Below are 24,449 nucleotides of genomic sequence, written 5' to 3'. Positions count from 1 at the left end.
AAGAATATGGGAAAACTAGTTGCCTACAAACGCATGCCTGTCTGGAATAAAGACACCATGCCAGAGGCTGTTCAAAGAAAACACAATACTAAGGTCGGAACCTGGGGGAAGATTACCGTATTAAAAGGCACTCTTAAGTTTATTGAGTTGACTGAAGACGGGGAAGTTTTAGCCGAGCACTTTTTTGAAGCAGGTGCTGATAATCCTATGGCTCAACCTCAAGCCTGGCACAGAGTAGAAGCTGCCACAGAAGATGTGGAATGGTACTTGGAATTTTATTGTAAAGCAGAGGATTATTTCCCTAAGAAATACAGTAGCAATCCAGTTCATTCGGAAGTTTTAGAAGCTATACAGTCAGTGAAACCTTGTAAAGCACTAGACCTAGGATGTGGTCAAGGAAGAAATGCACTCTTTCTAGCTCAACATGGCTTTGATGTCACAGCTGTAGATCAGAATGAGCTATCTCTTGAAATCTTGCAAAGCATTGTGGAGCAAGAAGATTTAGAAATGCCTGTCGGTATCTACGATATCAATTCAGCTAGCATTGGACAAACTTATGATTTTATCGTATCAACGGTTGTTCTGATGTTTTTACAAGCAGATCGCATTCCGGACATTATTAAAAACATGCAGGAACAAACTTCTATCGGTGGCTATAATTTGATTGTTTGTGCTATGGATACAGAAGATTATCCGTGTTCCGTTAATTTCCCATTTACCTTCAAAGAGGGTGAGCTGGCAAATTACTACAAGGACTGGGAATTAGTGAAGTACAATGAAAATCCTGGTCATCTCCACCGTCGTGATGAGAATGGCAATCGTATTCAACTACGATTTGCAACAATGTTGGCTAAAAAAGTAAAATAAATGAATAAAAGGGATAGAGAGCAGTCGTTTTCTATTCCTTATTTCTTACCCTAATAAGAAAGGGAAATCTCAATTTATGCTATACTAGAAGTAGGAGAAGTCGATGAAATTAAACAGAATTGTGATAGTTTTAAAACGATTCTGATCGACCACTATTCTTTCAGACTTTTTTGTCTAGGAGGTCTTAAGATGACTAGTCTTTTAATTGAACTGTACGACCGTCATACCATTGAGAAAAATGTCTACCAAGCTTTTGTCAGTGATTGTGATGAGATTTTATACCTTTCTACAAGAAAAATCGCTGAGGAAGAAAAGCTATCCTTGAAGCATTTTCTAATGGCACAAGTTCCACACTTAAAACAAGTACATTTTCGACAATGTAACCTAGAAAAAACCTGCCAGGAATTAGATGTATTTATCAATGATTTTGAGACAGTGACCATCGATGTTTTTGGCGGAGATAATCTATTAGCAATAGTTCTATATCAGTATGGTTTGGAGAAAGGTATTCCCATTATTGCTATGGATGTTGAACAAGGAAAGCAGTATGCCTGGGAAAGGGGTAAGATTTGTGATAAAAAGTTAGAGATTCCTAGTTTATCCATTGAACAATTGATAGCTTTACGTGGTGGAAAAGTCCTTAAATCAAGAAGGCCTCAGCATTCTAAAAAGCAAGTGCTAGCTATAAAAAAATTGGCCAAATATGCTATCGAAAATCCTGAAAAATGGTATCAGATTACACAATTCTTTGCACTAGCAAAAACAAATGATTTTCACGCTGAAACAGCAAAAGTTTTGGAGAGTAATGGAAAAAATTATTCTTACCCCAGTAGCTTGATTCCTTTGTTCACAAAAGCTAATTTACTGAAAGTAGAAGAGGAAACAACAGATACTGTTACTTATACCTTCCCAACACCAGAAGCACATCTGTTATGTCGAACTAAAGGGCATATTTTAGAATTGTATATCTATTTACTAGCCCTCGAATCAGAGTATTTTGATGAATGTATGATTGGTACTGAAATTGACTGGAATGGGATTTTCCCTGAGGCTGACAATGTTCAAAATGAGATTGATGTCATTCTTCGTAAAGGTCACTCTGTAGTTTTCATTTCTTGTAAAATGACTGATTTATCAGTTGAAGCTATTAACGAACTTGAAGTTTATGCCAATCATTTTGCGGGTGATAATTGTTTGAAGATGATTGTTTGCTCAGGCAAGATTAACCCCGTTTACAGTCATCGTTGTCAAGAATATGGTGTAATGGTGATAAAGCAGGATCAAATACAGAATCTCATTCCCATGTTGCAGAAATATATTAGAAAACAACTGAATTAGTTGAGAATAAATGGAAAAAAGGTTGAGTTGGTCAGCCTTTTTCTTCTCTTTCTTTTCGAATGAATTAGATAAGGAGAGTTTATGTTTTTAGCTAGAGATAAAAAAGGTCATTTAATCAACGCGTTAGAGAATGAAGTAAAGAAACAAGCTTATTATTGTCCAGCTTGCGGAACGAGTGTTCGCTTGAAAAAAGGAAAAAATGTAAGAACTCATTTTGCGCATGAAAGTTTAAAAAGTTGTGATTTTTATCATGAGAACGAAGGACCAGAGCATTTAGAGAATAAGGAGTCACTTTTTAATTGGGCTAAGAAAGATGCTGAAGTAGAAATGGAATATCCAATTCCTGAACTTAAGCAAATCGCAGATATCCTCATCAATAAGCAATTAGCACTGGAAGTTCAGTGTAGTCCTATTTCTTGTGAACTTTTATGGGAGAGAAGCAATGGTTATCGAAGTTTGGGAATTCAAGTTCTTTGGCTACTGGGAGAAAAGCTCTGGCTAAAAGAGCGACTAACTAAAATTCAAAGAGATTTTCTTTATTTTAGTAATAATATGGGATTTTATCTTTGGGAGTTAGACCATAAAAGACAAGTTTTGAGGCTCAAGTACCTCCTTCACCAAGATTTGAAAGGGAAACTCCATTATCAGGTCAAGGAATTTTCTTATGACAAAGGAAATCTCCTAGAAATTTTACGTAGTCCCTATCAGCAGCAAGAGCTAACTGCTTTTTCGGTCGAACAGGACAAGAATATTTGTCGTTTTATTCAAAAACAGCTCTACTATCAAAATCCCTATTGGATGAAACAACAAGCTCAAGCTTACTTGAGAGGTGAAAACTTATTAAATTTGAAGATTCAGGACTGGTATCCCCAAGTAAGGCCTATAGAAAAAGGGCTTTTCTGCCAAATAAAACAAGATATTAATGACTATTATCGATACTTTCAGGCTTATTATGAACTGAATCCACAAAATCAGCAACAAAAGCTCTATCCACCTGCCTTTTATCAGCAGTATTTCTCGAAAAATATGGTAAAATAGAAAGGATGGAGGAAATTTATGGTATTACAACGAAATGAAATCAATGAAAAAGATACATGGGATCTATCAACGATCTTTGAAACAGACAAAAAATGGGAAGAAGAATTAGCCCTATTAACCGAGGATACAAAAGAAGCAGCTAGACTTGAAGGGCATCTTTTGGATAGCGCAGAAAGCCTTCTTAACATTACAGAGCGTTATTTGGATTTGAGCCGTCGTCTTGAAAAACTCTATGTCTATGCTCATATGAAAAACGACCAGGATACACGAGTTGCTAAATATCAAGAATACTATGCAAAGGCAATGACTCTATACAGTCAACTCGACCAGGTGTTCTCTTTCTATGAGCCAGAATTTATGGCAATAACAGAAGAGCAGTATCAAAACTTTTTAGCAGAAGAGCCAAAACTCCAGCCTTATAAACACTTCTTTGATAAACTCTTGCAAAATAAGGAACATGTCCTTTCACAACGTGAAGAAGAGTTGTTAGCAGGTGCTGGTGAAATCTTTGGTGCTGCTAGTGAAACTTTCGCTATCTTAGATAATGCAGATATCGTCTTTCCATTTGTTAAAGATGAAGATGGAAATGAAGTGCAGTTGTCACACGGTGTCTATATGCGCTTAGTAGAATCTAAGAACCGTGAAGTTCGTCGTGGTGCATATGAAGCACTATACTCTACCTATGAGCAATACCAGCACACTTACGCTAAAACCTTGCAGACAAATGTAAAAGTACAAAACTACCGTGCAAAAGTTCGGAACTACAAGAGTGCGCGTGAAGCTGCTCTTGCGGCCAACTTTGTTCCAGAAAGTGTCTATGACAACTTAGTATCTGCTGTTCGTAAGCATTTGCCATTATTGCATCGTTATCTCGCACTTCGTTCAAAAATTTTGGGTATTCCAGACCTTAAAATGTATGATGTCTATACACCATTGTCTTCAGTAGAATACAGCTTTACTTATGAGAAAGCCTTGAAGAAGGCAGAGGAAGCTTTAGCTGTTCTTGGTGAGGATTACTTGAGTCGTGTTAAACGCGCCTTTAGCGAACGTTGGATTGATGTGTATGAAAACCAAGGCAAACGTTCAGGTGCATATTCTGGCGGTTCTTATGATACCAACGCCTTCATGCTTCTTAACTGGCAAGATAATCTCGATAATCTATTTACTCTGGTACATGAGACAGGTCACAGTATGCATTCTAGCTACACGCGTGAAACACAACCTTATGTATACGGAGATTACTCAATCTTCTTGGCAGAAATTGCTTCAACAACCAATGAAAATATCTTAACTGAAAAATTATTGCAAGAAGTTCAAGATGACGCAACACGCTTCGCTATTCTCAATAACTTCTTGGATGGTTTCCGTGGAACAGTGTTCCGCCAAACTCAATTTGCTGAATTTGAACATGCTATTCACCAAGCCGATCAAAATGGTGAAGTCTTGACAAGCGAGTTCCTAAATGAACTTTATGCTGACTTGAATGAAACATATTATGGTTTGAAAAAAGAAGACAACCCTGAAATTCAATATGAATGGGCTCGTATTCCTCATTTCTACTATAACTATTATGTTTATCAATATTCAACAGGTTTTGCTGCTGCTTCAGCCCTAGCTGAAAAGATTGTTCATGGTAGTCAAGAAGATCGTGACCGCTATATTGATTACCTCAAGGCTGGTAAGTCTGATTATCCACTCAATGTTATGAGAAAAGCTGGCGTTGATATGGAGAAAGAAGACTACCTCAATGATGCTTTTGCAGTCTTTGAACGTCGCTTAAATGAGTTTGAAGCACTTGTAGAAAAATTAGGATTGGCATAAGATCCATGGTAGAATCTTACAGTAAAAATGCCAATCACAACATGCGTAGACCTGTTGTTAAGGATGAGATTGTGGAATTTATGCGCCACAGACAAGAGCAGGTGACTGGTTCTTTAAAAGAATTAGAAAACTTTGCTCGCAAGGAGAATATTCCTATCATTCCTCATGAAACAGTCGCTTATTTCCGTTTCCTAATGGAAACAATTCAACCAAAAAATATTTTAGAAATTGGAACGGCAATCGGATTTTCAGCTCTTTTAATGGCGAATCATGCTCCAAACGCAAAAATAACAACCATTGATAGGAATCCTGAAATGATTGGTTTTGCCAAGGAAAATTTCGCCAAGTTTGATAATCGCCATCAAATCACTCTTTTGGAAGGCGATGCGGTAGACGTTTTGTCAACATTGACAGAGACCTATGATTTTGTTTTTATGGATTCTGCAAAATCCAAATACATCGTATTTTTGCCAGAAATCCTAAAACACCTTGAGGTTGGTGGAGTAGTTGTCTTGGATGATATTTTCCAAGGTGGAGACATTGCTAAGGATATTATGGAAGTCCGACGCGGGCAACGAACTATTTATCGTGGTTTGCAAAGACTATTTGACGCAACTCTAAACAATCCGGGATTAACCGCTACTTTGGTTCCTCTTGGAGATGGAATATTGATGCTAAGAAAGAATCAAGCAGAAGTAGAACTGCCTGATGTTGATTAGTTTCAGATATTTTTAAGACAATTTAGTAAAATAGATAAGGTAAACATTTATCTAGTGATAAAAAGGAGTAAACATGAAGAAAAAATTATTGGCTGGTGCCATCACTTTGTTATCAGTAGCTACTTTGGCTGCTTGTTCAAATAGTTCTCAAGGAGCTGACCTCATCAGTATGAAGGGTGATGTCATCACTGAGCACCAATTTTATGAAGAAGTGAAAAACAACCCAACTGCACAACAAGTATTACTTAACATGACTATTCAAAAAGTTTTTGAAAAACAATATGGATCTGAAGTAAGTGACAAAGAAGTAGAAGATGCGGTAGCAGAAGAACAGAAGAAATATGGTGATAGCTATCAAATCGTTCTTTCTCGTGCTGGTATGACAGCAGAAAGTCGTAAAGCTCAAATTCGTACAAGTAAACTAGTTGAGTATGCTGTTAAGAAAGCTGCAGAAGCTGAATTGACAGATGAGAACTACAAAAAAGCTTACGATGAGTACACACCAGAAGTAACTGCGCAAATTATTAAACTTGACAGTGAAGATAAGGCTAAAGAAGTACTTGCTAAAGCTAAAGAATCTGGAGCTGACTTCGCACAATTGGCTAAAGATAATTCAACTGACGAAAAGACAAAAGCAAATGGTGGAGAAATCACTTTTGACTCTGCATCAACAGAATTGCCAGACGTTGTTAAAAAAGCTGCATTTGCTCTTGATGTAGATGGTATTTCAGATGTGATCACAGCGCCAGGTACACAAGCTTATTCAAACAGCTTCTATATTGTGAAATTGACTAAGAAAACAGAAAAATCTTCTAACTGGGAAGATTATAAAGAAAAATTGAAGACAGTTATCCTGACTCAAAAACAAAATGATGCTACTTTTGTTCAAGGCATTATTAGTAAAGAATTGCAAGCAGCAAATATCAAGGTCAAAGACCAAGCATTCCAAAATATCTTTACTCAGTACATCCAAAGTGATACAACAGCTCAAACGACAACTACATCAGCAGCAACTGAAACGACAACAACATCTTCAAACTAAAGATGAAAACTCTATCTTTCTACTCTTGAAAGGTAGAGTTTTTTGAAGCTTTCTTAACTAAAAGTTGAAAATGTAGATAAATGATTTGTGAATTCTCCAAGTACAAATTCTAGGCTTTAACGGATAAGAGTTTTTTTCTAGTTTAAAAAATGGTATAATAGCTAGTAAAACTAGAATGAATAGAAAATTAAAAATTTAGTAGATGGTGAAATATGAAAATTAGTAAAAGGCACCTGTTGAATTACTCTATTTTAGTGCCCTATATTCTCTTGTCTGTTTTGGGACTGATAGTGGTATATTCGACAACGAGTGCATCCTTGATTCAGGAGGGTAAGAGCGCCTTTCAATTAGTTCGAAATCAGGGCTTGTTTTGGATCGTTAGTTTGTTGCTTATTGCAGTAATCTATAAGTTGAAACTTGGTTTTCTTCGAAACGAACGTTTGTTATTTATTGTTATGTTTGCTGAGTTAGTGTTACTAGCTTTAGCTCGTTTGATTGGGATTCCCATCAATGGTGCTTACGGTTGGATCAAAGTAGGACCTATTACTGTTCAGCCTGCGGAATACTTGAAAATTATCATCATTTGGTACTTGGCTCAACGTTTTTCAAAACAACAAGAAGAAATTGCCGTTTATGATTTCCAAGTTTTAACTCAAAACCAATGGTTGCCTAGATCCTTTAACGATTGGCGGTTTGTACTTCTAGTCATGATTGGTAGTTTGGCTATTTTCCCTGACCTTGGAAATGCTACAATTCTCTTTTTAGTAGCATTGTTGATGTACTCAATTAGTGGGATAGCTCACCGATGGTTTGCAACTATTCTTGGAGTATTGACCAGTTTATCCTTTGTTTCTCTAACAACCATTAAGCTTGTTGGTGTTGATAAGTTTTCTAAGATTCCAGTATTTGGATACGTAGCTAAACGATTCAGTGCTTTCTTTAATCCATTTGATGATGTCGCTGGTGCAGGACACCAGTTGGCAAATTCATACTATGCTATGGTAAATGGAGGATGGTTTGGGCTAGGATTAGGAAACTCTATCGAAAAACGAGGCTATCTACCTGAGGCACACACGGACTTCGTTTTCTCTATTGTGATTGAAGAGTTTGGATTTGTTGGTGCCAGTCTTATTTTAGCTCTATTATTCTTCCTAATTCTTCGTATTATTTTAGTGGGGGTACGAGCAAAAGATCCGTTTAACTCTATGGTAGCAATCGGTATTGGTGGAATGATTTTAATTCAGGTATTCGTTAATATCGGAGGGATTTCAGGATTGATCCCTTCAACAGGTGTAACCTTCCCATTCCTTTCACAAGGGGGGAATAGTCTCCTGGTTCTATCAGTAGCTATCGCCTTTGTGTTAAATATCGATGCTAGTGAAAAACGTGCAAAACTCTACCGCGAATATGAAGCACAGCTCTAAGAAAATGTGACAAGGAGAAGAATATGTCTCTTCAAAAACTAGAAAATAACAGAAACAAAACTGTAGTCCAAGAAGAAGTTCAAATCTTGACAGATTTACTTGAAGATATCACGAAAAATATGCTTCCTGCTGAGACTTTTGACAAGATTATGCAGTTGAAGAAGCTATCATCAAATCTAGACTATCAAGGACTAGATAAGGTAGTGAGAAGCCTTTCAAATGATGAAATGGTCTACATCTCTAGATATTTCTCTATTTTGCCACTTTTGATTAATATTTCTGAAGATGTTGACTTGGCATACGAGATTAACCACCTAAACAATATTGATCAAGATTATCTCGGTAAATTGTCAACAACTATTGAAATGGTTGCTGAAAAAGAAAATGCGGCTGAAATTCTTGAACATCTGAACGTGGTGCCAGTATTAACAGCCCATCCAACTCAGGTTCAACGTAAGAGTATGCTGGACTTGACTAATCATATCCATACTCTCTTGCGTAAATACCGTGACGTGAGAATGGGGCTTATTAACAAAGAAAAATGGCACAATGATCTTCGTCGCTATATTGAGATTATCATGCAGACGGATATGATTCGTGAGAAGAAACTAAAAGTAACGAATGAAATCACAAACGTGATGGAATATTACAATAGTTCTTTCCTACAAGCTGTACCAAATCTAATGTTAGAGTATAAGCGTCTTGCAAAAGAGCAGGGAATTGACCTAAAACAAGCAAAACCTATCACCATGGGAATGTGGATTGGTGGAGACCGTGATGGCAATCCATTTGTAACCGCTGAGACACTCATGCGTTCTGCTACTATTCAAAGTGAAGTGATCTTAAACTACTACATCACTAAGATTTCTAGTCTCTACCGTACTTTCTCTCTTTCTACTAATTTATCTAAGACAAGTAAGGCTGTTGAAGAAATGGCGGCTCAATCTCAAGATACTTCTGTTTTCCGCGAGAAAGAACCTTATCGTCGGGCTTTTCACTTTATTCAATCAAAATTAATTCAAACTCTTTTAAATTTGAAAGAGTGGGCTCTTGTCGGCTCATCAGCAGATGAACGCCATCACATTGAACGACTCTTTGGAACTCAAGGACATCAACAAGGGGTGGTTACTGACTATATTAGTAATCGTCTCTCAGGAGCCATTCAAGAATTGGCTGAAGATCGTCCTCCTTACTACGAAACAATTGAAGAATTTAAACAAGACTTAGATATCATTAAAGATTCATTGCTTGAAAATAAGGCAGAAGCCTTGCTTACTGGAGAGTTTGCCGAGCTTTTGGAGGCTGTTGAAGTCTTTGGTTTCTTCTTGGCATCTATCGATATGCGTCAAGACTCAAGTGTTCATGAAGCCTGTGTTGCTGAATTGTTAGCATCTGCTGGAATTAATGACCATTATAGCGATCTTTCAGAAGATGAGAAGTGCGAGTTGCTTTTACATGAACTATTAGAAGACCCTCGAATCTTGTCAGCTACTCATGCTGAAAAGTCTGAACTTCTTGAAAAAGAATTAGCCATTTTCCAAACTGCACGTGAATTAAAAGATCGTTTGGGAGAAGACGTTATTCGTCAAACGATTATTTCTCATGCAACCAGCGTGTCTGATATGTTAGAATTGGCGATTATGCTGAAAGAAGTTGGTCTTGTGGATGCTGAAAAAGCACGTGTTCAAATCGTGCCTCTCTTTGAAACAATTGAGGACTTGGATCATTCCGAAGAAACAATGAGAAAGTATTTCTCTTTACCGCTTGCTAAGAAGTGGATTGCTTCAAAAGATAATTATCAAGAAATCATGCTAGGTTATTCTGATAGTAATAAGGACGGTGGTTATCTATCATCTTGTTGGACTCTATACAAAGCTCAACAACAACTAACCGCTATCGGTGATGAATTTGGTGTTAAAGTAACCTTCTTCCACGGTCGTGGTGGTACTGTTGGTCGTGGTGGTGGCCCTACTTATGACGCCATTGCTTCTCAACCACTCAAATCAATCAAGGACCGTATTCGATTAACTGAACAAGGTGAAGTTATCGGAAATAAATACGGAAACAAGGATGCAGCTTACTATAACTTGGAAATGTTGGTATCAGCGGCTATCAACCGTATGATTACACAGAAGAAGAGTGATACTAATACATCAAATCGCTATGAGGCGATTATGGACCAAGTAGTCAGTCGTAGCTATGATATCTACCGGGAACTAGTATTTGGAAATGATCATTTCTACGATTATTTCTTTGAATCTAGTCCAATCAAGAATATCTCAAGCTTTAATATTGGTTCTCGTCCAGCAGCACGTAAAACAATCACTGAAATTGGTGGTCTACGTGCCATTCCTTGGGTATTCTCTTGGTCACAAAGTCGTGTCATGTTCCCAGGTTGGTATGGTGTTGGTTCAAGCTTCAAGGAATTTATTGATCAAGATCCAAAAAATATTGAATACCTTCGTGACATGTATCAAAACTGGCCTTTCTTCCAGTCACTCCTATCTAACGTTGATATGGTTCTATCAAAATCAAATATGAATATCGCTTTTGAATATGCTAAACTTTGTGAAAGTGAAGAAGTGCAAGCGATCTACTATACAATTTTGGATGAATGGCAATTGACTAAGAATGTTATCCTGGCTATCGAAGGTCATGAAGAACTCTTGGCAGAAAACACTTATTTGAAAGATAGTCTGAATTACCGCATGCCTTATTTCAATGTTCTTAACTATATTCAGTTAGAGTTGATTAAGCGTCAACGTCGCGGAGAGTTGTCCTCACATGAGGAAAGATTGATTCATACGACCATTAACGGAATTGCTACAGGATTACGTAATTCAGGTTAATACAAGCAATATTTTCCAAAAGCCGTAGGAATTTTCATAATTTTTTAAAATAATTCATGAAAATCCTTGACAAGTTTTAGTAAAATGATATAATTTAAGCATTCAGAAAGTAATCATCGAATTTTTTTAGCGAGTCTGTGGTTGGTGGAAACAGATAGAAGAAGATGATGAAATTGGGCTGGATGTTATTAAGAATTTGAAATCATAAGAATTCGGTGAGCACACCTTATAGTGCAACTCGTGAAGCGAGTAAGAGCGATAGGAATAATTCCTATAATTGAGGTGGCACCGCGCATCGACGTCCTCACACAAGTTTTTTGTGTGAGGACTTTTTCTATGGGGAGGAAAAAATGATGGAAATCAAACGATGGCGACGCTTGGTAAAGTTATAATGAAAGTGAAATGAACATTACTAAGTTTAAGTGAAATAAGGAGAAATAGATATGAATAAACGTTTAATTGGTATTATTGCAGCACTAGCACTTGTAGTTGGAGGAAGCTTGGTCTACTCTAACTTAACGAAACAAGATACTAAAACCGAGACAGCTAGCAAAACTGCTAAGGTTGGTGTTCTACAGTTCGTTAGTCACCCATCACTCGACTTGATTTACCAAGGTATCCAAGATGGACTTGCTGAAGAAGGCTATAAAGGCGACCAAGTTAAAATCGACTTTATGAATTCAGAAGGTGACCAAAGTAAGGTTGCCACAATGAGTAAACAATTGGTGTCAAATGGAAATGATGTTGTTGTCGGAATTGCGACACCTGCAGCTCAGGGTCTAGCAAGTGCAACAAAAGACCTTCCTGTTATCATGGCAGCTATTACAGACCCAGTTGGAGCTAACCTTGTACAAAACTTGGAAAAACCAGGTGGAAACATCACAGGGGTATCTGACCATAACCCTGCTGAACAACAGGTTGAATTGATTAAAACATTGACTCCTGATGTCAAGACAGTTGGAGCTCTTTACTCAAGTAGTGAAGATAACTCTAAATCACAAGTTGAAGAGTTCAAAGCTTACGCTGAAAAAGCTGGTTTGAAAGTAGAAACATTCGCAGTTCCATCAACTAACGAAATTGCTTCAACAGTTAACGTTATGACTGGTAAAGTAGATGCAATCTGGGTTCCAATTGACAACACAATCGCATCTGCATTCTCAACTGTAGTATCAAGTAACCAAACAGCTAAAAAACCAATCTACCCAAGTGCAACTGCAATGGTAGAAGCAGGTGGTTTGGCATCAGTCGTTGTGGACCAACACGATCTTGGTGTGGCTACTGGTAAGATGATTGCTAAAGTCTTGAAGGGTGAAAAACCTGCAGATACACCAGTTAATGTCTTCTCAACTGGTAAATCAGTAATCAATAAAAAAGTGGCTCAAGAACTTGGAATAACAATTCCTGAATCAGTTATCAAAGAAGCTGGTCAAGTAATCGAATAAGAATGAAGGAGGGGTTGGAGACATCTCCTCCAATTTTTAAAAGAAGGAAATGAATGTAACATGATAGTATCGATAATTTCACAAGGATTGATCTGGGCTATTCTGGGGTTGGGAATCTTTATGACCTTTCGAATCCTGAACTTCCCAGATATGACAACCGAAGGTTCCTTCCCGCTTGGAGGAGCGGTAGCAGTAACCCTAATTACACAAGGTGTCAATCCTTTTCTTGCTACCTTAGTAGCTGTTGGAGCAGGCTGTCTTGCAGGTTTAGCGACTGGTCTTCTTTACACGAAAGGAAAGATTCCAACACTCTTGTCTGGTATTTTGGTGATGACTTCTTGCCATTCTATCATGCTCATGATTATGGGACGGGCAAACCTTGGGCTCTTAGGAACTAAACAAATCCAGGACGTTCTTCCTTTCTCATCTGAGGTTAATCAATTATTTACAGGTTTGATTTTTGTGACTTTGGTTATCCTTCTTATGCTTTTCTTCCTAGATACTAAATTGGGACAAGCTTATATCGCAACAGGAGATAATCCAGATATGGCTCGTAGTTTTGGTATCAATACTGGACGTATGGAGTTGATGGGCTTGGTCTTGTCAAATGGTGTGATCGCACTTGCTGGCGCTCTTATCGCTCAACAGGAAGGTTACGCAGATGTTTCTCGTGGTATCGGGGTTATCGTAGTTGGTCTTGCAAGCTTAATTATCGGTGAAGTAATCTTCAAGAGTCTTACATTAGCAGAACGCCTGGTTACTATTGTTGTTGGTTCTATTAGTTACCAGTTCTTGGTATGGGGAGTCATTGCTCTTGGCTTTAATACTAGCTACCTCCGTCTATACAGTGCTCTTATCCTAGCAACTTGTCTAGTAATTCCAACCCTTAAGGATAAATACTTGAAAGGAGTCAAGTTAAGCAAATGACAGCGATTGTAGAATTGAAAAATGCCACAAAAATTGTGAAGAATGGCTTTGATGAAGAAAAAATCATCCTAAACGATGTTTCGCTTGATATTTATGAACACGACTTCATCACAATCTTAGGTGGAAATGGTGCAGGAAAATCAACACTCTTTAATAGCATTGCAGGAACTTTGCCCCTGACTAGTGGGACTATTCGTATTATGGGTGAGGATGTGACTCATTTTAGCCCTGAAAAACGCGCCAAGTATCTCTCTCGTGTCTTTCAAGATCCAAAGATGGGAACTGCCCCTCGTATGACGGTTGCAGAAAATCTCTTGATTGCTAAGTTTCGTGGTGAAAAACGGGGACTTTTTCCGAGAAGACTCTCAGCTTACAAGGAAGAATTTCAAGCAACCATTGAGAAAGTCGGAAATGGTCTAGAAAAACACTTGGATACACCGATTGAATTCTTGTCAGGTGGACAAAGACAGGCCTTGAGCCTCTTGATGGCAACCTTGAAACGTCCTGAACTCCTTTTGTTGGATGAACATACGGCAGCCCTTGACCCTAAAACAAGTGTGTCCTTGATGGAATTGACAGATGACTTTGTCAGCAAGGACCATCTAACAGCATTAATGATTACCCACCATATGGAAGATGCTCTCAAGTATGGAAATCGTCTCATTGTCATGAAAGAAGGACGTATCATCCAAGATTTAAACAAGGATGAAAAAGCCAAGATGAAGATTTCAGATTACTATCAGTTGTTTGAATAAGATTTCTCATTTACAAAAAACTTAGAGATAAAATTTTACCTCTAAGTTTTTTTGTTGAAGCAAATAGAGATTTTTTTATTTATATATTTTTTAATTTTAGGTAAATGAGTAATTTCCTAAAATTTTACTCTCGAAACTGCCTATTTTCTATGAAATAGAAGCATGTAAAAGGTATGAAATGGTTTACTTTTTTTCAGAAATAAAGTATACTATAAAGGAAACTGTGATAAAATGGAGGTATTGTCTATGGTTGACAAGAGAGTCATCGAAGAAATCAAAAGCAATACCAATATTGTCGAAATCATAGGAGAAGTGATTTCTTTACAAAAATCTGGACGGAACTTTTTGGGGCTCTGTCCTTTTCATGGTGAAAAGACCCCTTCCTTTAACGTGGTCGAAGATAAGCAATTTTACCACTGTTTTGGTTGTGGTCGTTCCGGAGACGTCTTTAAGTTTATAGAAGAGTATCAACAAGTAACTTTTGCGGATGCGGTAAGGATGTTGGGCGAACGACTCGGAATGCACCTTGAAGCTCCCGTACATAACTCTGTCCCACACACGTCACCCCATCAAAATCTCTACGATATGCATGACAAGGCTGCACGCTTTTATCATGCAATCCTCATGACGACTAAAATGGGTGAGGAGGCGAGAAACTATCTCTATAAACGTGGCTTGACTGATGATGTCATTAAACACTTTATGATTGGTCTAGCTCCAGCAGAACGCTCTTATCTTTATCAGCGTTTAGCAGACGATTATAGTGAGAAGGACTTGCTGGATTCAGGTCTATTTTATCTACCGGAAAGTAACCAATTTTTTGATACTTTCCATAACCGGATTATATTTCCACTCTCAAACGACCAAGGAAAGGTAATTGCTTTCTCTGGACGGATTTGGCAAGAGACAGATTCTCAAACTGCCAAGTATAAAAATAGTCGAGCGACGGCGATTTTTAACAAGAGTTACGAATTATATCATTTGGATAGGGTAAAAAAAGGCTCAGGTAAAGCTCCTGAAATTTATCTGATGGAAGGCTTTATGGATGTTATTGCAGCCTACCGTGCTGGTATTGAAAATGCAGTAGCTTCCATGGGAACGGCCTTGACTGCGGAACACGTCGAACATCTCAAACGCTTTACAAAAAAAGTGATTATCACTTATGACGGTGATAAGGCAGGACAAGCTGCAACTGCTAAAGCTTTGGATGAGCTTAAAGATCTACCTGTACAAGTTGTCCAGATTCCTGATGCAATGGATCCTGATGAGTATTTACAAAAGAATTCTCCAGATGATTTGGCTTATCTTTTATCCAATACTAGAATCAGTCCGATTGAGTTTTACATTCATCATTACAAACCAAGTAATAGTGAAAATCTTCAAGCACAGATTGATTTTATCGAGAAAATTGCACCTCTTATCGTCAAAGAACCTTCTATCACAGCCCAGAACACCTATATTCATTTGTTGACGGATCATTTACCATCTTTTGATTATCAACAAGTTGAGCACATTATCAACGAAAGTCGTGTCAGACAAAGACAAGAAAAAGTGAAGCAGGTTGTTAATCCGACACCAATTACTATGTCGGTTTCTAAACAATTGACGGCAGTCATGAGAGCTGAAGCACATATTCTTTATCGTATGATGGAGCACCCCCTTGTGTTGAATGATTATCGTTTGAGAGATGATTTTGTATTTGAAACTCCAGAGTTTCAGACCTTGTATGGACTCTTGATTGATAATGGTTCGATTTCTTCTGAAGACTTGGCAAATCAGACTAGAGAAGTGGAAAATGCTTGGTACCAAGTGTTAGCCTTGGATCTACCTTCTGAAATGTCTCCAGAAGAATTAAAGGAAGTGGAGGAGTCTCGTAATCGTGCTCTTTTGAATCAACAAAACTTGCAAATTAAAAAGAAAGTTCAGGAAGCTAGTCATGTAGGCGACACAGATGCTGCTTTAGAAGAGCTTGAACGCTTAATTGCCCAAAAAAGAAGAATGGAGTAAGAATGGCAAAAAAACAAAAAGAAGTAACAACTTTTGATGTCCAAGTTGCAGAATTTATTCGTAACCATAAGAAAACTGGTACTGCGACAGATGATGAAATTAACAATGTCCTTGTAATTCCTTTTGCTCTTGATGTAGAAGGTATTGAGAATCTTTTGCAACGAATTCAAGATGCAGGTATTGCAATCACTGATAACGAAGGAAATCCGAGTGAACGTGTTTTAAGTACAGAGGAAGAACCAGAACTTAGCGATGAAGACTTAATTGGTTCAACATCTGCCAAAGTCAATGACCCTGTTCGTATGTACTTGAAGGAAATCGGTGTTGTACCTCTTCTTACTAACGAAGAAGAAAAAGAATTAGCTCTTGCTGTTGAAGCAGGCGATGTTGAAGCTAAGCAACGTCTAGCAGAAGCTAACCTTCGTTTGGTTGTGTCTATCGCGAAACGCTATGTTGGACGTGGCATGCAATTCCTTGACTTAATCCAAGAGGGTAACATGGGGCTTATGAAAGCCGTTGATAAATTTGACTACTCTAAAGGGTTCAAATTCTCAACTTATGCAACTTGGTGGATCCGTCAGGCTATTACACGTGCCATTGCTGACCAAGCTCGTACCATCCGTATCCCGGTTCACATGGTGGAAACTATCAACAAGCTTGTTCGTGAACAACGTAATCTTCTTCAAGAGTTGGGACAAGACCCTACTCCTGAGCAAATTGCTGAACGAATGGATATGACGCCTGATAAGGTTCGTGAAATCCTTAAGATTGCTCAAGAACCAGTTTCTCTAGAAACGCCTATTGGTGAAGAAGATGATAGCCATCTTGGTGACTTTATCGAAGATGAAGTGATTGAAAATCCAGTTGATTACACAACTCGCATCGTCTTGCGCGAGCAGTTGGATGAAGTTTTGGATACTCTTACAGATCGTGAAGAAAATGTTCTTCGTCTTCGTTTTGGTCTCGATGATGGTAAAATGCGTACTCTAGAAGATGTTGGTAAAGTCTTCAATGTCACTCGTGAGCGTATTCGTCAGATTGAGGCAAAAGCATTGAGAAAACTTCGCCAGCCTAGTCGTAGTAAACCACTTCGTGACTTTATCGAAGATTAAAATTGGAGGATTACACATGGCTTATACAGAAGAGCAAATTGAAACTATCAAAACGAAAATCTTATCTGCATTAGAAGAAGTTATCGACCCAGAATTAGGAATCGATATCGTCAACCTAGGTCTGATTTATGAGATTCGATTTGATGGTGATACCGGTGATACTGAGATTGATATGACCTTAACGACTATGGGTTGTCCATTAGCAGACCTCTTGACAGATCAAATTTATGATGCTATGACAGATGTACCAGAAGTTACTAACGTTGAAGTGAAATTAGTTTGGTATCCAGCTTGGACGGTTGAAAAAATGAGTCGCTATGCACGTATCGCTTTAGGTATTAAATAGAATGATATAAAAAAGAAATAGTATAAGTGTTAGGAAATTCCCTAGCTTTTATGCTATCTCTTTTTTAATTTGCTGATTTTCTTTCAATAAAATGATATAATGGATAGTATGGAAAAAGAGAAATTACGCATCAACATGCTAAGTTCGAGTGAAAAGGTAGCAGGACAAGGTGTTTCTGGAGCTTACCGTGAACTTGTGCAACTTTTGAAACGTGATGCGAAAGACCAACTAATTGTAACGGAGAATCTTCCTGTAGAAGCTGATGTTACTCATTTTCATACAATCGACCTTCCTTATTATCTGTCAACTTTTCAAAAGAAGCGTTCAGGTCGTAGGATTGGTTATGTCCACTTCTTGCCTGACACCTTAGAAGGTAGTTTGAAGATTCCATTCTTTCTAAAAGGGATTGTTAAGCGCTATGTGTTTTCTTTTTATGACCGTATGGAACACTTGGTCGTGGTTAATCCTACTTTTATCGAAGATTTGGTTGCAGCTAGTATTCCTCGTGAAAAAGTGACCTATATCCCTAACTTTGTTAACAAAGAAAAATGGCACCCACTTTCTGCAGAAAAAGTAAGTCAACTTCGACAAGATATGGGGTTGAGTGACAATCAATTTGTAGTAGTAGGAGCTGGGCAGGTTCAGAAACGTAAGGGAATCGATGATTTCATCACTCTTGCTGAGGAACTACCGGACATCACCTTTATTTGGGCTGGAGGTTTCTCATTTGGTGGGATAACCGATGGTTATGAACGTTATAAAAAAATCATGGATAATCCACCAGAGAATCTGATTTTCCCTGGAATTGTTGAGCCAGAACGGATGAGAGAACTCTATGCTTTGGCAGATTTGTTCTTACTTCCTAGCTATAACGAGCTCTTTCCGATGACCATTCTAGAAGCTGCGAGTTGTGAAGCTCCCATTATGCTTCGGGACTTAGATCTTTATAAGGTGATTCTAGAAGGCAATTACAGACCAACCACCGATGTGGAAGAGATGAAACACGCTATTATGGAATATAGAGAGCATCCAGAAGATTTGAAAGAGTTAAAAGAAAAGGCCAAGGCTATTTCAAGAGAATACTCAGAGGAGCATCTCCTTGAAATATGGCTAAAATTCTATCGGGAGCAAGCGGCTTTAGGAAAAAAATGAGGTAGTATATGCGAATTGGATTATTTACAGATACTTATTTCCCACAGGTTTCGGGTGTTGCAACCAGTATTCGAACCTTAAAAACAGAGCTTGAAAAGCAAGGGCATGCAGTCTTTATCTTCACGACAACCGATAAGGATGTCAATCGTTATGAAGACTGGCAGATTATCCGTATTCCTAGTGTTCCTTTCTTTGCCTTTAAAGACCGTCGTTTCGCTTACCGTGGATTTACGAAAGCTCTTGAGATTGCTAAACAATACAAACTCGATATCATTCATACCCAAACTGAGTTTTCTCTTGGTTTATTGGGGATTTGGATTGCTCGAGAACTGAAAATTCCAGTCATTCATACATATCATACCCAGTACGAGGATTATGTTCACTATATTGCTAAGGGAATGTTGATTCGTCCAAGTATGGTCAAATATCTTGTTCGAGGTTTTTTGCATGATGTTGATGGGGTTATTTGCCCGAGTGAAATTGTACGCGACCTTTTATCTGACTATAAGGTAAAAGTTGAAAAGCGTGTCATTCCTACTGGAATTGAACTTGCCAAATTTGAACGCCCTGAGATTGGTCCTGAACACATTAGTGACTTAAGGGATAAACTAGGGATCCAACAAGACGAAAAGATGCTTCTAAGTCTTTCTCGAGTTTCTTACGAGAAGAATATTCAAGCAGTTCTTAAAGCTTTACCAGATGTCCTAAAAGAAGAACCAAATGTTAAACTGGTTGTAGCTGGAGATGGACCTTATTTAGACAACCTTAAGGAGCAAGCAGAAGATTTAAAAATTCGAGATTCTGTTATCTTTACAGGTATGATTCCGCCAAATGAGACGGCACTCTATTATAAGGCAGCTGATTTCTTCATATCGGCTTCTACAAGTGAGACTCAGGGATTGACTTATCTGGAAAGTTTAGCTAGTAAGACACCTGTTATTGCCCATGGTAATCCTTATTTGGATAATCTCATCAATGATAAAATGTTTGGAACCCTTTATTATGAGGAAAGGGACTTGGCAGGAGCGATTCTTGAGGCTTTACTTGCTACACCGTCAATGGATGAAAAACACTTGGCTGAAAAATTATATGAAATTTCTGCTGAGAATTTTGGTAGAAGAGTCCATGAATTTTATCTAGACGTCATTATTTCAAATAATTTTGCCAAAGAAACAGGGGCTGACGAACCGGTTACAAAACGTATTTTAAAGACAGTCTTCTATATTCCGCAACAGGCTGTTACTATGCCAGTTAAAGGTTCGAAGCGTATGCTTAAGGCATCTAGAAAACAATTAAGAAATTTAAGAAAATATTTAAATGATTAATCAAATCAAAGAAAGGAAATAAAAATATGCAAAAGAAATTTATGAGAAGTGGTAGAGATCAAAAAATCGGTGGTGTATGCGCTGGTTTAGCACATTATTTTGATATTGACCCTACAATCGTGCGTGTTATTTGGGGAGTTTTGGCTTTCTGTTATGGGGCAGGCATTGTTGCTTACTTAATTTTGTGGGCAATCGCTCCTGTATCTGATGAGTATTAATATTAGAGTAAAGGAGAAAACATGGCATTCGGTGATAATGGTAAACGTAAAAAAACATTCTTTGAAAAACTTACAATGTTTGTCGTATTAATCATGTTGTTTGTTACTTTAGCCGGTATTTTTGCAACTGCAATTGGTGTATTCAGTAGATTTTAAAATACTGGTTAGAGGATCAAATTGTATTAGTTGGTGACTGGGATTTTCCCAGCCCTTTTTAAAGTGAGAAGAGAATATGAGTATGTTTTTAGACACAGCCAAGATTAAAGTAAAGGCTGGTAATGGTGGCGATGGCATGGTTGCCTTTCGTCGTGAAAAATATGTCCCTAACGGAGGACCTTGGGGTGGTGATGGAGGACGTGGTGGTAACGTTGTTTTCGTTGTAGACGAAGGCTTGCGCACCCTTATGGACTTCCGTTACAATCGTCATTTCAAGGCCCAATCAGGTGAAAAAGGGATGACAAAAGGAATGCATGGTAGAGGGGCAGAAGATTTAATTGTCCGTGTACCTCAAGGGACAACTGTGCGTGATGCGGAGACTGGAAAAGTTCTCACTGATTTGATAGAGAACGGACAAGAGTTCATCGTGGCGCATGGAGGTCGTGGTGGTCGAGGAAATATCCGTTTTGCAACACCTAAAAATCCTGCGCCAGAAATCTCAGAAAACGGAGAACCTGGTCAAGAACGTGAATTACAGTTAGAACTTAAAATCCTTGCGGATGTAGGTTTAGTTGGTTTCCCATCTGTAGGTAAATCAACACTCCTTAGCGTGATTACCTCTGCTAAGCCAAAAATTGGTGCCTACCACTTTACGACAATTGTGCCAAATCTTGGTATGGTCCGTACCCAGTCCGGTGAATCCTTTGCCGTTGCAGACCTTCCTGGATTGATTGAAGGTGCTAGCCAAGGTGTTGGACTAGGAACTCAGTTCCTTCGCCATATCGAGCGTACTCGCGTTATCCTGCATATCATTGACATGTCAGCTAGCGAAGGACGTGATCCTTACGAGGACTATCTAGCAATCAACAAGGAACTTGAATCTTATAACCTTCGTCTTATGGAGCGTCCACAGATTATTGTTGCTAATAAAATGGATATGCCTGAGAGTCAGGAAAACCTTGAAGAATTCAAGAAAAAATTGGCTGCTAATTATGATGAATTTGAAGAATTACCGCCAATCTTTCCAATTTCAGGTTTGACTAAGCAAGGTCTTGCACCTCTATTAGATGCAACGGCTGAGCTTCTTGATAAAACGCCAGAATTCCTTCTTTATGACGAATCAGAAATGGAAGAAGAAGCATATTACGGCTTCGATGAAGAAGAAAAACCATTTGAGATTGGTCGTGACGATGATGCAACTTGGGTTCTTTCAGGTGAAAAACTCATGAAACTCTTTAATATGACTAACTTTGACCGTGATGAGTCTGTCATGAAATTTGCGCGTCAGTTGCGTGGTATGGGAGTTGATGAAGCTCTTCGTGCTCGTGGTGCTAAGGACGGCGACCTTGTCCGTATTGGAAAATTTGAGTTTGAATTTGTAGACTAGGAGATAGCTATGGGTGATAAACCAATATCTTTCCGAGATGCTGATGGAAATTTTGTTTCTGCAGCAGACGTCTGGAATGAAAAGAAATTAGAAGAACTTTTTAATCGCCTCAATCCCAATCGTTCATTGAGACTTGCGAGAATGAAGAAACAAGCCGAAGAAAAAAAATAAGAGTAAAAGAACCCGTGATATTTTTATCACGGGTTTTCTGATTAACGAACTACTTTTGATAAGGAATTTCGAGACTAGACTGAGCAAGGTCTACAGTTAATTGATAGTCAGTATTGTCACGGACAGTAATTTCAAAGTCAGTAGTATAAAGAACAAGTCGGAGAGCATCGCCTTCTTTTAGTTTATAAATAGTTGGCTGTAATTCAAATTGGAATTCCATCCATTCATCTGGTTTAACTTCTTCAATTTTTAATAAATCATGACGATTTTGAAGATTGAGATAGCCTTTGGTGATAACACGTTGAGCATTTGGAGTAAATGGTAGCTCGCAAAGGTTTTCCAGCATATGGTAACGACCATTATCAATAGTACGAGCAGCCAAGACTCCAGGATAAGGTTGAAGGTATTTCTTTTGACCAAGTTCGAGAAGTTGAGCAGAGAGAAGACCTTTATTGGTACTTGACTTGAGACGAAGGTTTAGTTTAACACGACCATTGATATGAAGATCTTCAGTCACTGGAAGATCAATGGTAATCTGATTCACCTTACCTTGATAAAGTTCATTGTTAAAGGTTTGGTAAGTCTTTCCAAATCGTTCGAAGTCAGAATCTTGGTAATGATTTTCAATGACAGCTTCCTCAGTACCTAAAGAGAAAGTTTTATGGTCAGTTTGATTTCCAAAATCTTCAAGTGACAGCCAAGTTTGAGGAGCAGTATTGTCTTGCCAAACGACACTTGAAAGTTGGTAGTTAGTGCTTTGACCCAATAATTTCTGTGTCAAAAGGGCATTCATGGATTCACGGAAATCAATAGACTGCCAGTTGTTCATATAAACATGAGCGCCGTTATGGTAAAAGAGATGTTTCTTAATATTGCTTGGAAGAGCATTGAACATTTGATAGACATGAAGTGGTTTTACATTCCAGTCTTGCGAACCGTGAGTAAAGACAACTTCAGCCTTAACCTTTTTAGCATTAAGAAGGTAGTTTCTGTCATGCCAAAATTGGTTATAATCTCCAGTTTTACGGTCTAGATTTTTCTTGTGTTCTTCTATGGAAGCTTTATGAGCCTCGTTTCCACGAATAAAGTCACCAGCTAATAGATTACGAGAATAAGTTAATTCATCTAATGAATCGAAGTCCTCTCCAGGATAGCCGCCTGGGCTTGTCACAAGACCATTTTCACGGTAATAGTTGTACCATGATGAGATACCTGCTTCAGCAATAATGACTTCTAAACCATCAACTCCTGTAGTAGCAAGGCCGTTAGACATTGTTCCTAGGTAAGAAAGACCAGTAGTTGCCACTTTACCATTTGACCAATCAGCTTTTACTTGACGTTTACGACTATGATCCGTAAAGGCACGACAACGACCATTTAGCCAATCGATAACATTCTTATAAGCTTCAACTTGACGGTAATCTCCGTTAGTCATCTGACCTTGTGAATCTTTGGTACCAAGACCTGATACGTAGATATTGGCAAAACCTCTTGGAAGGAAGTAGTCGTTAAGTGTGTAGCTGCTATTGATATGAGTGAGTTTTTCTTCAGCTTCAGAAACAAGTTCAGCATCCCCAACTGGTTCAACCAAGTCCAGGGTTGGATTTTCTAACGTAATTTCATGTGGTTCCTTGACTTCTAGTTCGGCTTCCATCTTATAGAGAGCCTTATCGCTTGCTTTGTCATTGGTTCCTTGATGGTATGGACTTGCTGTCATGACAGCTGGAATCTTTCCATTGTATGCTGGACGAATGATATTTACCTTGATGAGGTCAGGTAGACCATCTTTATCAGAATCAACACGAGTCTCTACATAAACTACTTCACGAATGACATTGTTAGTATTGAAGGTTGCCAAACTCTTGCCATTGAAGTAGTGATAGTTATTGTCCTCAGGAATAAGACCATCACTAACTAACTGATCGATAAGGGTGTTCCCTTTTTTAGTGCGTGTATTTAAAAGCTGGTAGAAATTGTCGATTAAATCTCCGTAAACGATCGGAAACGCTGTTTCTTTGTGAAAAGCAAGACCATCTTCAAAGTCTACTAAGTAACTGAATCCAAGCAATTGAAAGGCAACAGTGTAGAAAATTTCTGCTGTCAATTCAAGGTCTGAATTGAAGAAAGTGAGTAAATCTGTTTCTTTATCAACTGCTAAAGTAGTAAGGGGATAATCCGTATTTGTGTAATTAAAAAAACAAGTCCTAATAAAAGCTTCAAACTGTTCTTTATGTGAAGCTGAAAGATCAAGCTTGAATCCGAGCTCAGATAATTCTTGTAAAGCTTGTTGGGGTGTAACGGGATAATAACTAAATTGATTAAAACGCATGGATATCTCCTTTTAAAGAATCAT

The 24,449-nt window shown here is 38.2% G+C and carries 21 protein-coding genes and 1 other annotated feature; of the genes, 20 read left to right on the top strand and 1 reads right to left on the bottom strand.

What is annotated here, in order from left to right:
• The first annotated feature begins 6 nt into the window (after positions 1 to 6).
• From tehB to NML75_RS06585, 20 genes are all read left to right on the top strand, one after another.
• A complete protein-coding gene (gene tehB / locus NML75_RS06680) occupies positions 7 to 867 on the top strand; it encodes an SAM-dependent methyltransferase TehB (protein ID WP_049495113.1) in 861 nt (286 codons plus the stop codon).
• Between the two features lie 189 nt (positions 868 to 1,056).
• The gene (locus tag NML75_RS06675; RefSeq protein WP_254804285.1) at positions 1,057 to 2,205 is read left to right on the top strand and encodes a hypothetical protein; all 1,149 of its coding nucleotides are present in this window, start codon (positions 1,057 to 1,059) and stop codon (positions 2,203 to 2,205) included.
• 81 nt (positions 2,206 to 2,286) lie between these two features.
• Positions 2,287 to 3,243 (top strand): competence protein CoiA, encoded by a 957-nt coding sequence (locus NML75_RS06670; protein WP_254804284.1) that lies wholly within the window; start codon positions 2,287 to 2,289, stop codon positions 3,241 to 3,243.
• Positions 3,244 to 3,261: 18 nt separating this feature from the next.
• Complete coding sequence (pepF, locus tag NML75_RS06665; protein WP_254804283.1) at positions 3,262 to 5,064, top strand: oligoendopeptidase F; 1,803 nt, start codon at positions 3,262 to 3,264, stop codon at positions 5,062 to 5,064.
• 5 nt (positions 5,065 to 5,069) lie between these two features.
• Complete coding sequence (locus tag NML75_RS06660) at positions 5,070 to 5,783, top strand: O-methyltransferase (RefSeq protein WP_254804282.1); 714 nt, start codon at positions 5,070 to 5,072, stop codon at positions 5,781 to 5,783.
• Between the two features lie 73 nt (positions 5,784 to 5,856).
• Entirely contained in the window at positions 5,857 to 6,825 is a 969-nt protein-coding gene (gene prsA / locus NML75_RS06655; protein ID WP_049495122.1) for a peptidylprolyl isomerase PrsA, read from the top strand.
• Positions 6,826 to 7,037: 212 nt separating this feature from the next.
• Complete coding sequence (gene ftsW / locus NML75_RS06650) at positions 7,038 to 8,249, top strand: cell division peptidoglycan polymerase FtsW (protein ID WP_036752798.1); 1,212 nt, start codon at positions 7,038 to 7,040, stop codon at positions 8,247 to 8,249.
• A gap of 23 nt (positions 8,250 to 8,272) precedes the next feature.
• Complete coding sequence (gene ppc, locus NML75_RS06645; RefSeq protein WP_254804281.1) at positions 8,273 to 11,098, top strand: phosphoenolpyruvate carboxylase; 2,826 nt, start codon at positions 8,273 to 8,275, stop codon at positions 11,096 to 11,098.
• Between the two features lie 94 nt (positions 11,099 to 11,192).
• Positions 11,193 to 11,407 (top strand) — a binding site (T-box leader).
• Positions 11,408 to 11,541: 134 nt separating this feature from the next.
• Entirely contained in the window at positions 11,542 to 12,540 is a 999-nt protein-coding gene (gene trpX / locus NML75_RS06640) for a tryptophan ABC transporter substrate-binding protein (protein WP_254804280.1), read from the top strand.
• A 60-nt stretch (positions 12,541 to 12,600) separates the two neighbouring features.
• Complete coding sequence (locus NML75_RS06635; protein WP_254804279.1) at positions 12,601 to 13,467, top strand: ABC transporter permease; 867 nt, start codon at positions 12,601 to 12,603, stop codon at positions 13,465 to 13,467.
• Positions 13,464 to 14,222 (top strand): ABC transporter ATP-binding protein, encoded by a 759-nt coding sequence (locus NML75_RS06630; protein WP_004252670.1) that lies wholly within the window; start codon positions 13,464 to 13,466, stop codon positions 14,220 to 14,222. Before NML75_RS06635 ends, NML75_RS06630 begins: the two co-directional genes overlap by 4 nt.
• Positions 14,223 to 14,468: 246 nt before the next feature.
• Positions 14,469 to 16,229, top strand: a complete 1,761-nt coding sequence (gene dnaG, locus NML75_RS06625; RefSeq protein ID WP_254804278.1) for a DNA primase — start codon at positions 14,469 to 14,471, stop codon at positions 16,227 to 16,229.
• 2 nt (positions 16,230 to 16,231) lie between these two features.
• The gene (rpoD, locus tag NML75_RS06620) at positions 16,232 to 17,341 is read left to right on the top strand and encodes an RNA polymerase sigma factor RpoD (protein ID WP_004252673.1); all 1,110 of its coding nucleotides are present in this window, start codon (positions 16,232 to 16,234) and stop codon (positions 17,339 to 17,341) included.
• A 16-nt stretch (positions 17,342 to 17,357) separates the two neighbouring features.
• The gene (locus NML75_RS06615; protein WP_004252676.1) at positions 17,358 to 17,687 is read left to right on the top strand and encodes a metal-sulfur cluster assembly factor; all 330 of its coding nucleotides are present in this window, start codon (positions 17,358 to 17,360) and stop codon (positions 17,685 to 17,687) included.
• Positions 17,688 to 17,795: 108 nt separating this feature from the next.
• A complete protein-coding gene (locus NML75_RS06610) occupies positions 17,796 to 18,839 on the top strand; it encodes a glycosyltransferase family 4 protein (RefSeq protein ID WP_254804297.1) in 1,044 nt (347 codons plus the stop codon).
• Positions 18,840 to 18,847: 8 nt separating this feature from the next.
• Positions 18,848 to 20,164, top strand: a complete 1,317-nt coding sequence (locus NML75_RS06605; protein WP_004252679.1) for a glycosyltransferase family 4 protein — start codon at positions 18,848 to 18,850, stop codon at positions 20,162 to 20,164.
• Positions 20,165 to 20,190: 26 nt separating this feature from the next.
• Complete coding sequence (locus NML75_RS06600; protein WP_004252681.1) at positions 20,191 to 20,382, top strand: PspC domain-containing protein; 192 nt, start codon at positions 20,191 to 20,193, stop codon at positions 20,380 to 20,382.
• Positions 20,383 to 20,403: 21 nt separating this feature from the next.
• Positions 20,404 to 20,538 (top strand): DUF4044 domain-containing protein, encoded by a 135-nt coding sequence (locus NML75_RS06595; RefSeq protein ID WP_000863850.1) that lies wholly within the window; start codon positions 20,404 to 20,406, stop codon positions 20,536 to 20,538.
• A gap of 76 nt (positions 20,539 to 20,614) precedes the next feature.
• Positions 20,615 to 21,925, top strand: coding sequence for a GTPase ObgE (obgE, locus tag NML75_RS06590; protein ID WP_033630851.1), 1,311 nt, complete (start codon positions 20,615 to 20,617; stop codon positions 21,923 to 21,925).
• Between the two features lie 9 nt (positions 21,926 to 21,934).
• The gene (locus NML75_RS06585) at positions 21,935 to 22,096 is read left to right on the top strand and encodes a hypothetical protein (protein ID WP_006148428.1); all 162 of its coding nucleotides are present in this window, start codon (positions 21,935 to 21,937) and stop codon (positions 22,094 to 22,096) included.
• 49 nt (positions 22,097 to 22,145) lie between these two features.
• Here the strand turns inward: NML75_RS06585 and NML75_RS06580 are convergent, their stop codons facing one another.
• Positions 22,146 to 24,425, bottom strand: a complete 2,280-nt coding sequence (locus NML75_RS06580; protein ID WP_254804277.1) for a Xaa-Pro dipeptidyl-peptidase — start codon at positions 24,423 to 24,425, stop codon at positions 22,146 to 22,148.
• Positions 24,426 to 24,449 lie beyond the last annotated feature (24 nt).

Origin of the sequence: Streptococcus sp. CF4-3 (assembly GCF_024295385.1) — a bacterium.
GTDB classification, from domain to species: Bacteria; Bacillota; Bacilli; order Lactobacillales; family Streptococcaceae; genus Streptococcus; species Streptococcus infantis_I.
The sequence above is the reverse complement of the archived record's forward strand: the minus strand, read 5'-3'. Positions and strand labels throughout refer to the sequence as shown.

Excerpts from the sequence above, each read along its gene's own strand:
- NML75_RS06630 (WP_004252670.1), top strand. The coding sequence starts at position 13,464 with ATGACAGCGATTGTAGAATTGAAAAATGCCACAAAAATTGTGAAGAAT.
- NML75_RS06600 (WP_004252681.1), top strand. The coding sequence starts at position 20,191 with ATGCAAAAGAAATTTATGAGAAGTGGTAGAGATCAAAAAATCGGTGGT.
- ftsW (WP_036752798.1), top strand. The coding sequence starts at position 7,038 with ATGAAAATTAGTAAAAGGCACCTGTTGAATTACTCTATTTTAGTGCCC.
- ppc (WP_254804281.1), top strand. The coding sequence starts at position 8,273 with ATGTCTCTTCAAAAACTAGAAAATAACAGAAACAAAACTGTAGTCCAA.
- NML75_RS06595 (WP_000863850.1), top strand. The coding sequence starts at position 20,404 with ATGGCATTCGGTGATAATGGTAAACGTAAAAAAACATTCTTTGAAAAA.
- rpoD (WP_004252673.1), top strand. The coding sequence starts at position 16,232 with ATGGCAAAAAAACAAAAAGAAGTAACAACTTTTGATGTCCAAGTTGCA.
- NML75_RS06605 (WP_004252679.1), top strand. The coding sequence starts at position 18,848 with ATGCGAATTGGATTATTTACAGATACTTATTTCCCACAGGTTTCGGGT.
- NML75_RS06585 (WP_006148428.1), top strand. The coding sequence starts at position 21,935 with ATGGGTGATAAACCAATATCTTTCCGAGATGCTGATGGAAATTTTGTT.
- NML75_RS06615 (WP_004252676.1), top strand. The coding sequence starts at position 17,358 with ATGGCTTATACAGAAGAGCAAATTGAAACTATCAAAACGAAAATCTTA.
- NML75_RS06610 (WP_254804297.1), top strand. The coding sequence starts at position 17,796 with ATGGAAAAAGAGAAATTACGCATCAACATGCTAAGTTCGAGTGAAAAG.
- prsA (WP_049495122.1), top strand. The coding sequence starts at position 5,857 with ATGAAGAAAAAATTATTGGCTGGTGCCATCACTTTGTTATCAGTAGCT.
- dnaG (WP_254804278.1), top strand. The coding sequence starts at position 14,469 with ATGGTTGACAAGAGAGTCATCGAAGAAATCAAAAGCAATACCAATATT.
- NML75_RS06660 (WP_254804282.1), top strand. The coding sequence starts at position 5,070 with ATGGTAGAATCTTACAGTAAAAATGCCAATCACAACATGCGTAGACCT.
- pepF (WP_254804283.1), top strand. The coding sequence starts at position 3,262 with ATGGTATTACAACGAAATGAAATCAATGAAAAAGATACATGGGATCTA.
- trpX (WP_254804280.1), top strand. The coding sequence starts at position 11,542 with ATGAATAAACGTTTAATTGGTATTATTGCAGCACTAGCACTTGTAGTT.
- NML75_RS06670 (WP_254804284.1), top strand. The coding sequence starts at position 2,287 with ATGTTTTTAGCTAGAGATAAAAAAGGTCATTTAATCAACGCGTTAGAG.
- NML75_RS06675 (WP_254804285.1), top strand. The coding sequence starts at position 1,057 with ATGACTAGTCTTTTAATTGAACTGTACGACCGTCATACCATTGAGAAA.
- tehB (WP_049495113.1), top strand. The coding sequence starts at position 7 with ATGGGAAAACTAGTTGCCTACAAACGCATGCCTGTCTGGAATAAAGAC.
- NML75_RS06635 (WP_254804279.1), top strand. The coding sequence starts at position 12,601 with ATGATAGTATCGATAATTTCACAAGGATTGATCTGGGCTATTCTGGGG.
- obgE (WP_033630851.1), top strand. The coding sequence starts at position 20,615 with ATGAGTATGTTTTTAGACACAGCCAAGATTAAAGTAAAGGCTGGTAAT.
- NML75_RS06580 (WP_254804277.1), bottom strand. The coding sequence starts at position 24,425 with ATGCGTTTTAATCAATTTAGTTATTATCCCGTTACACCCCAACAAGCT.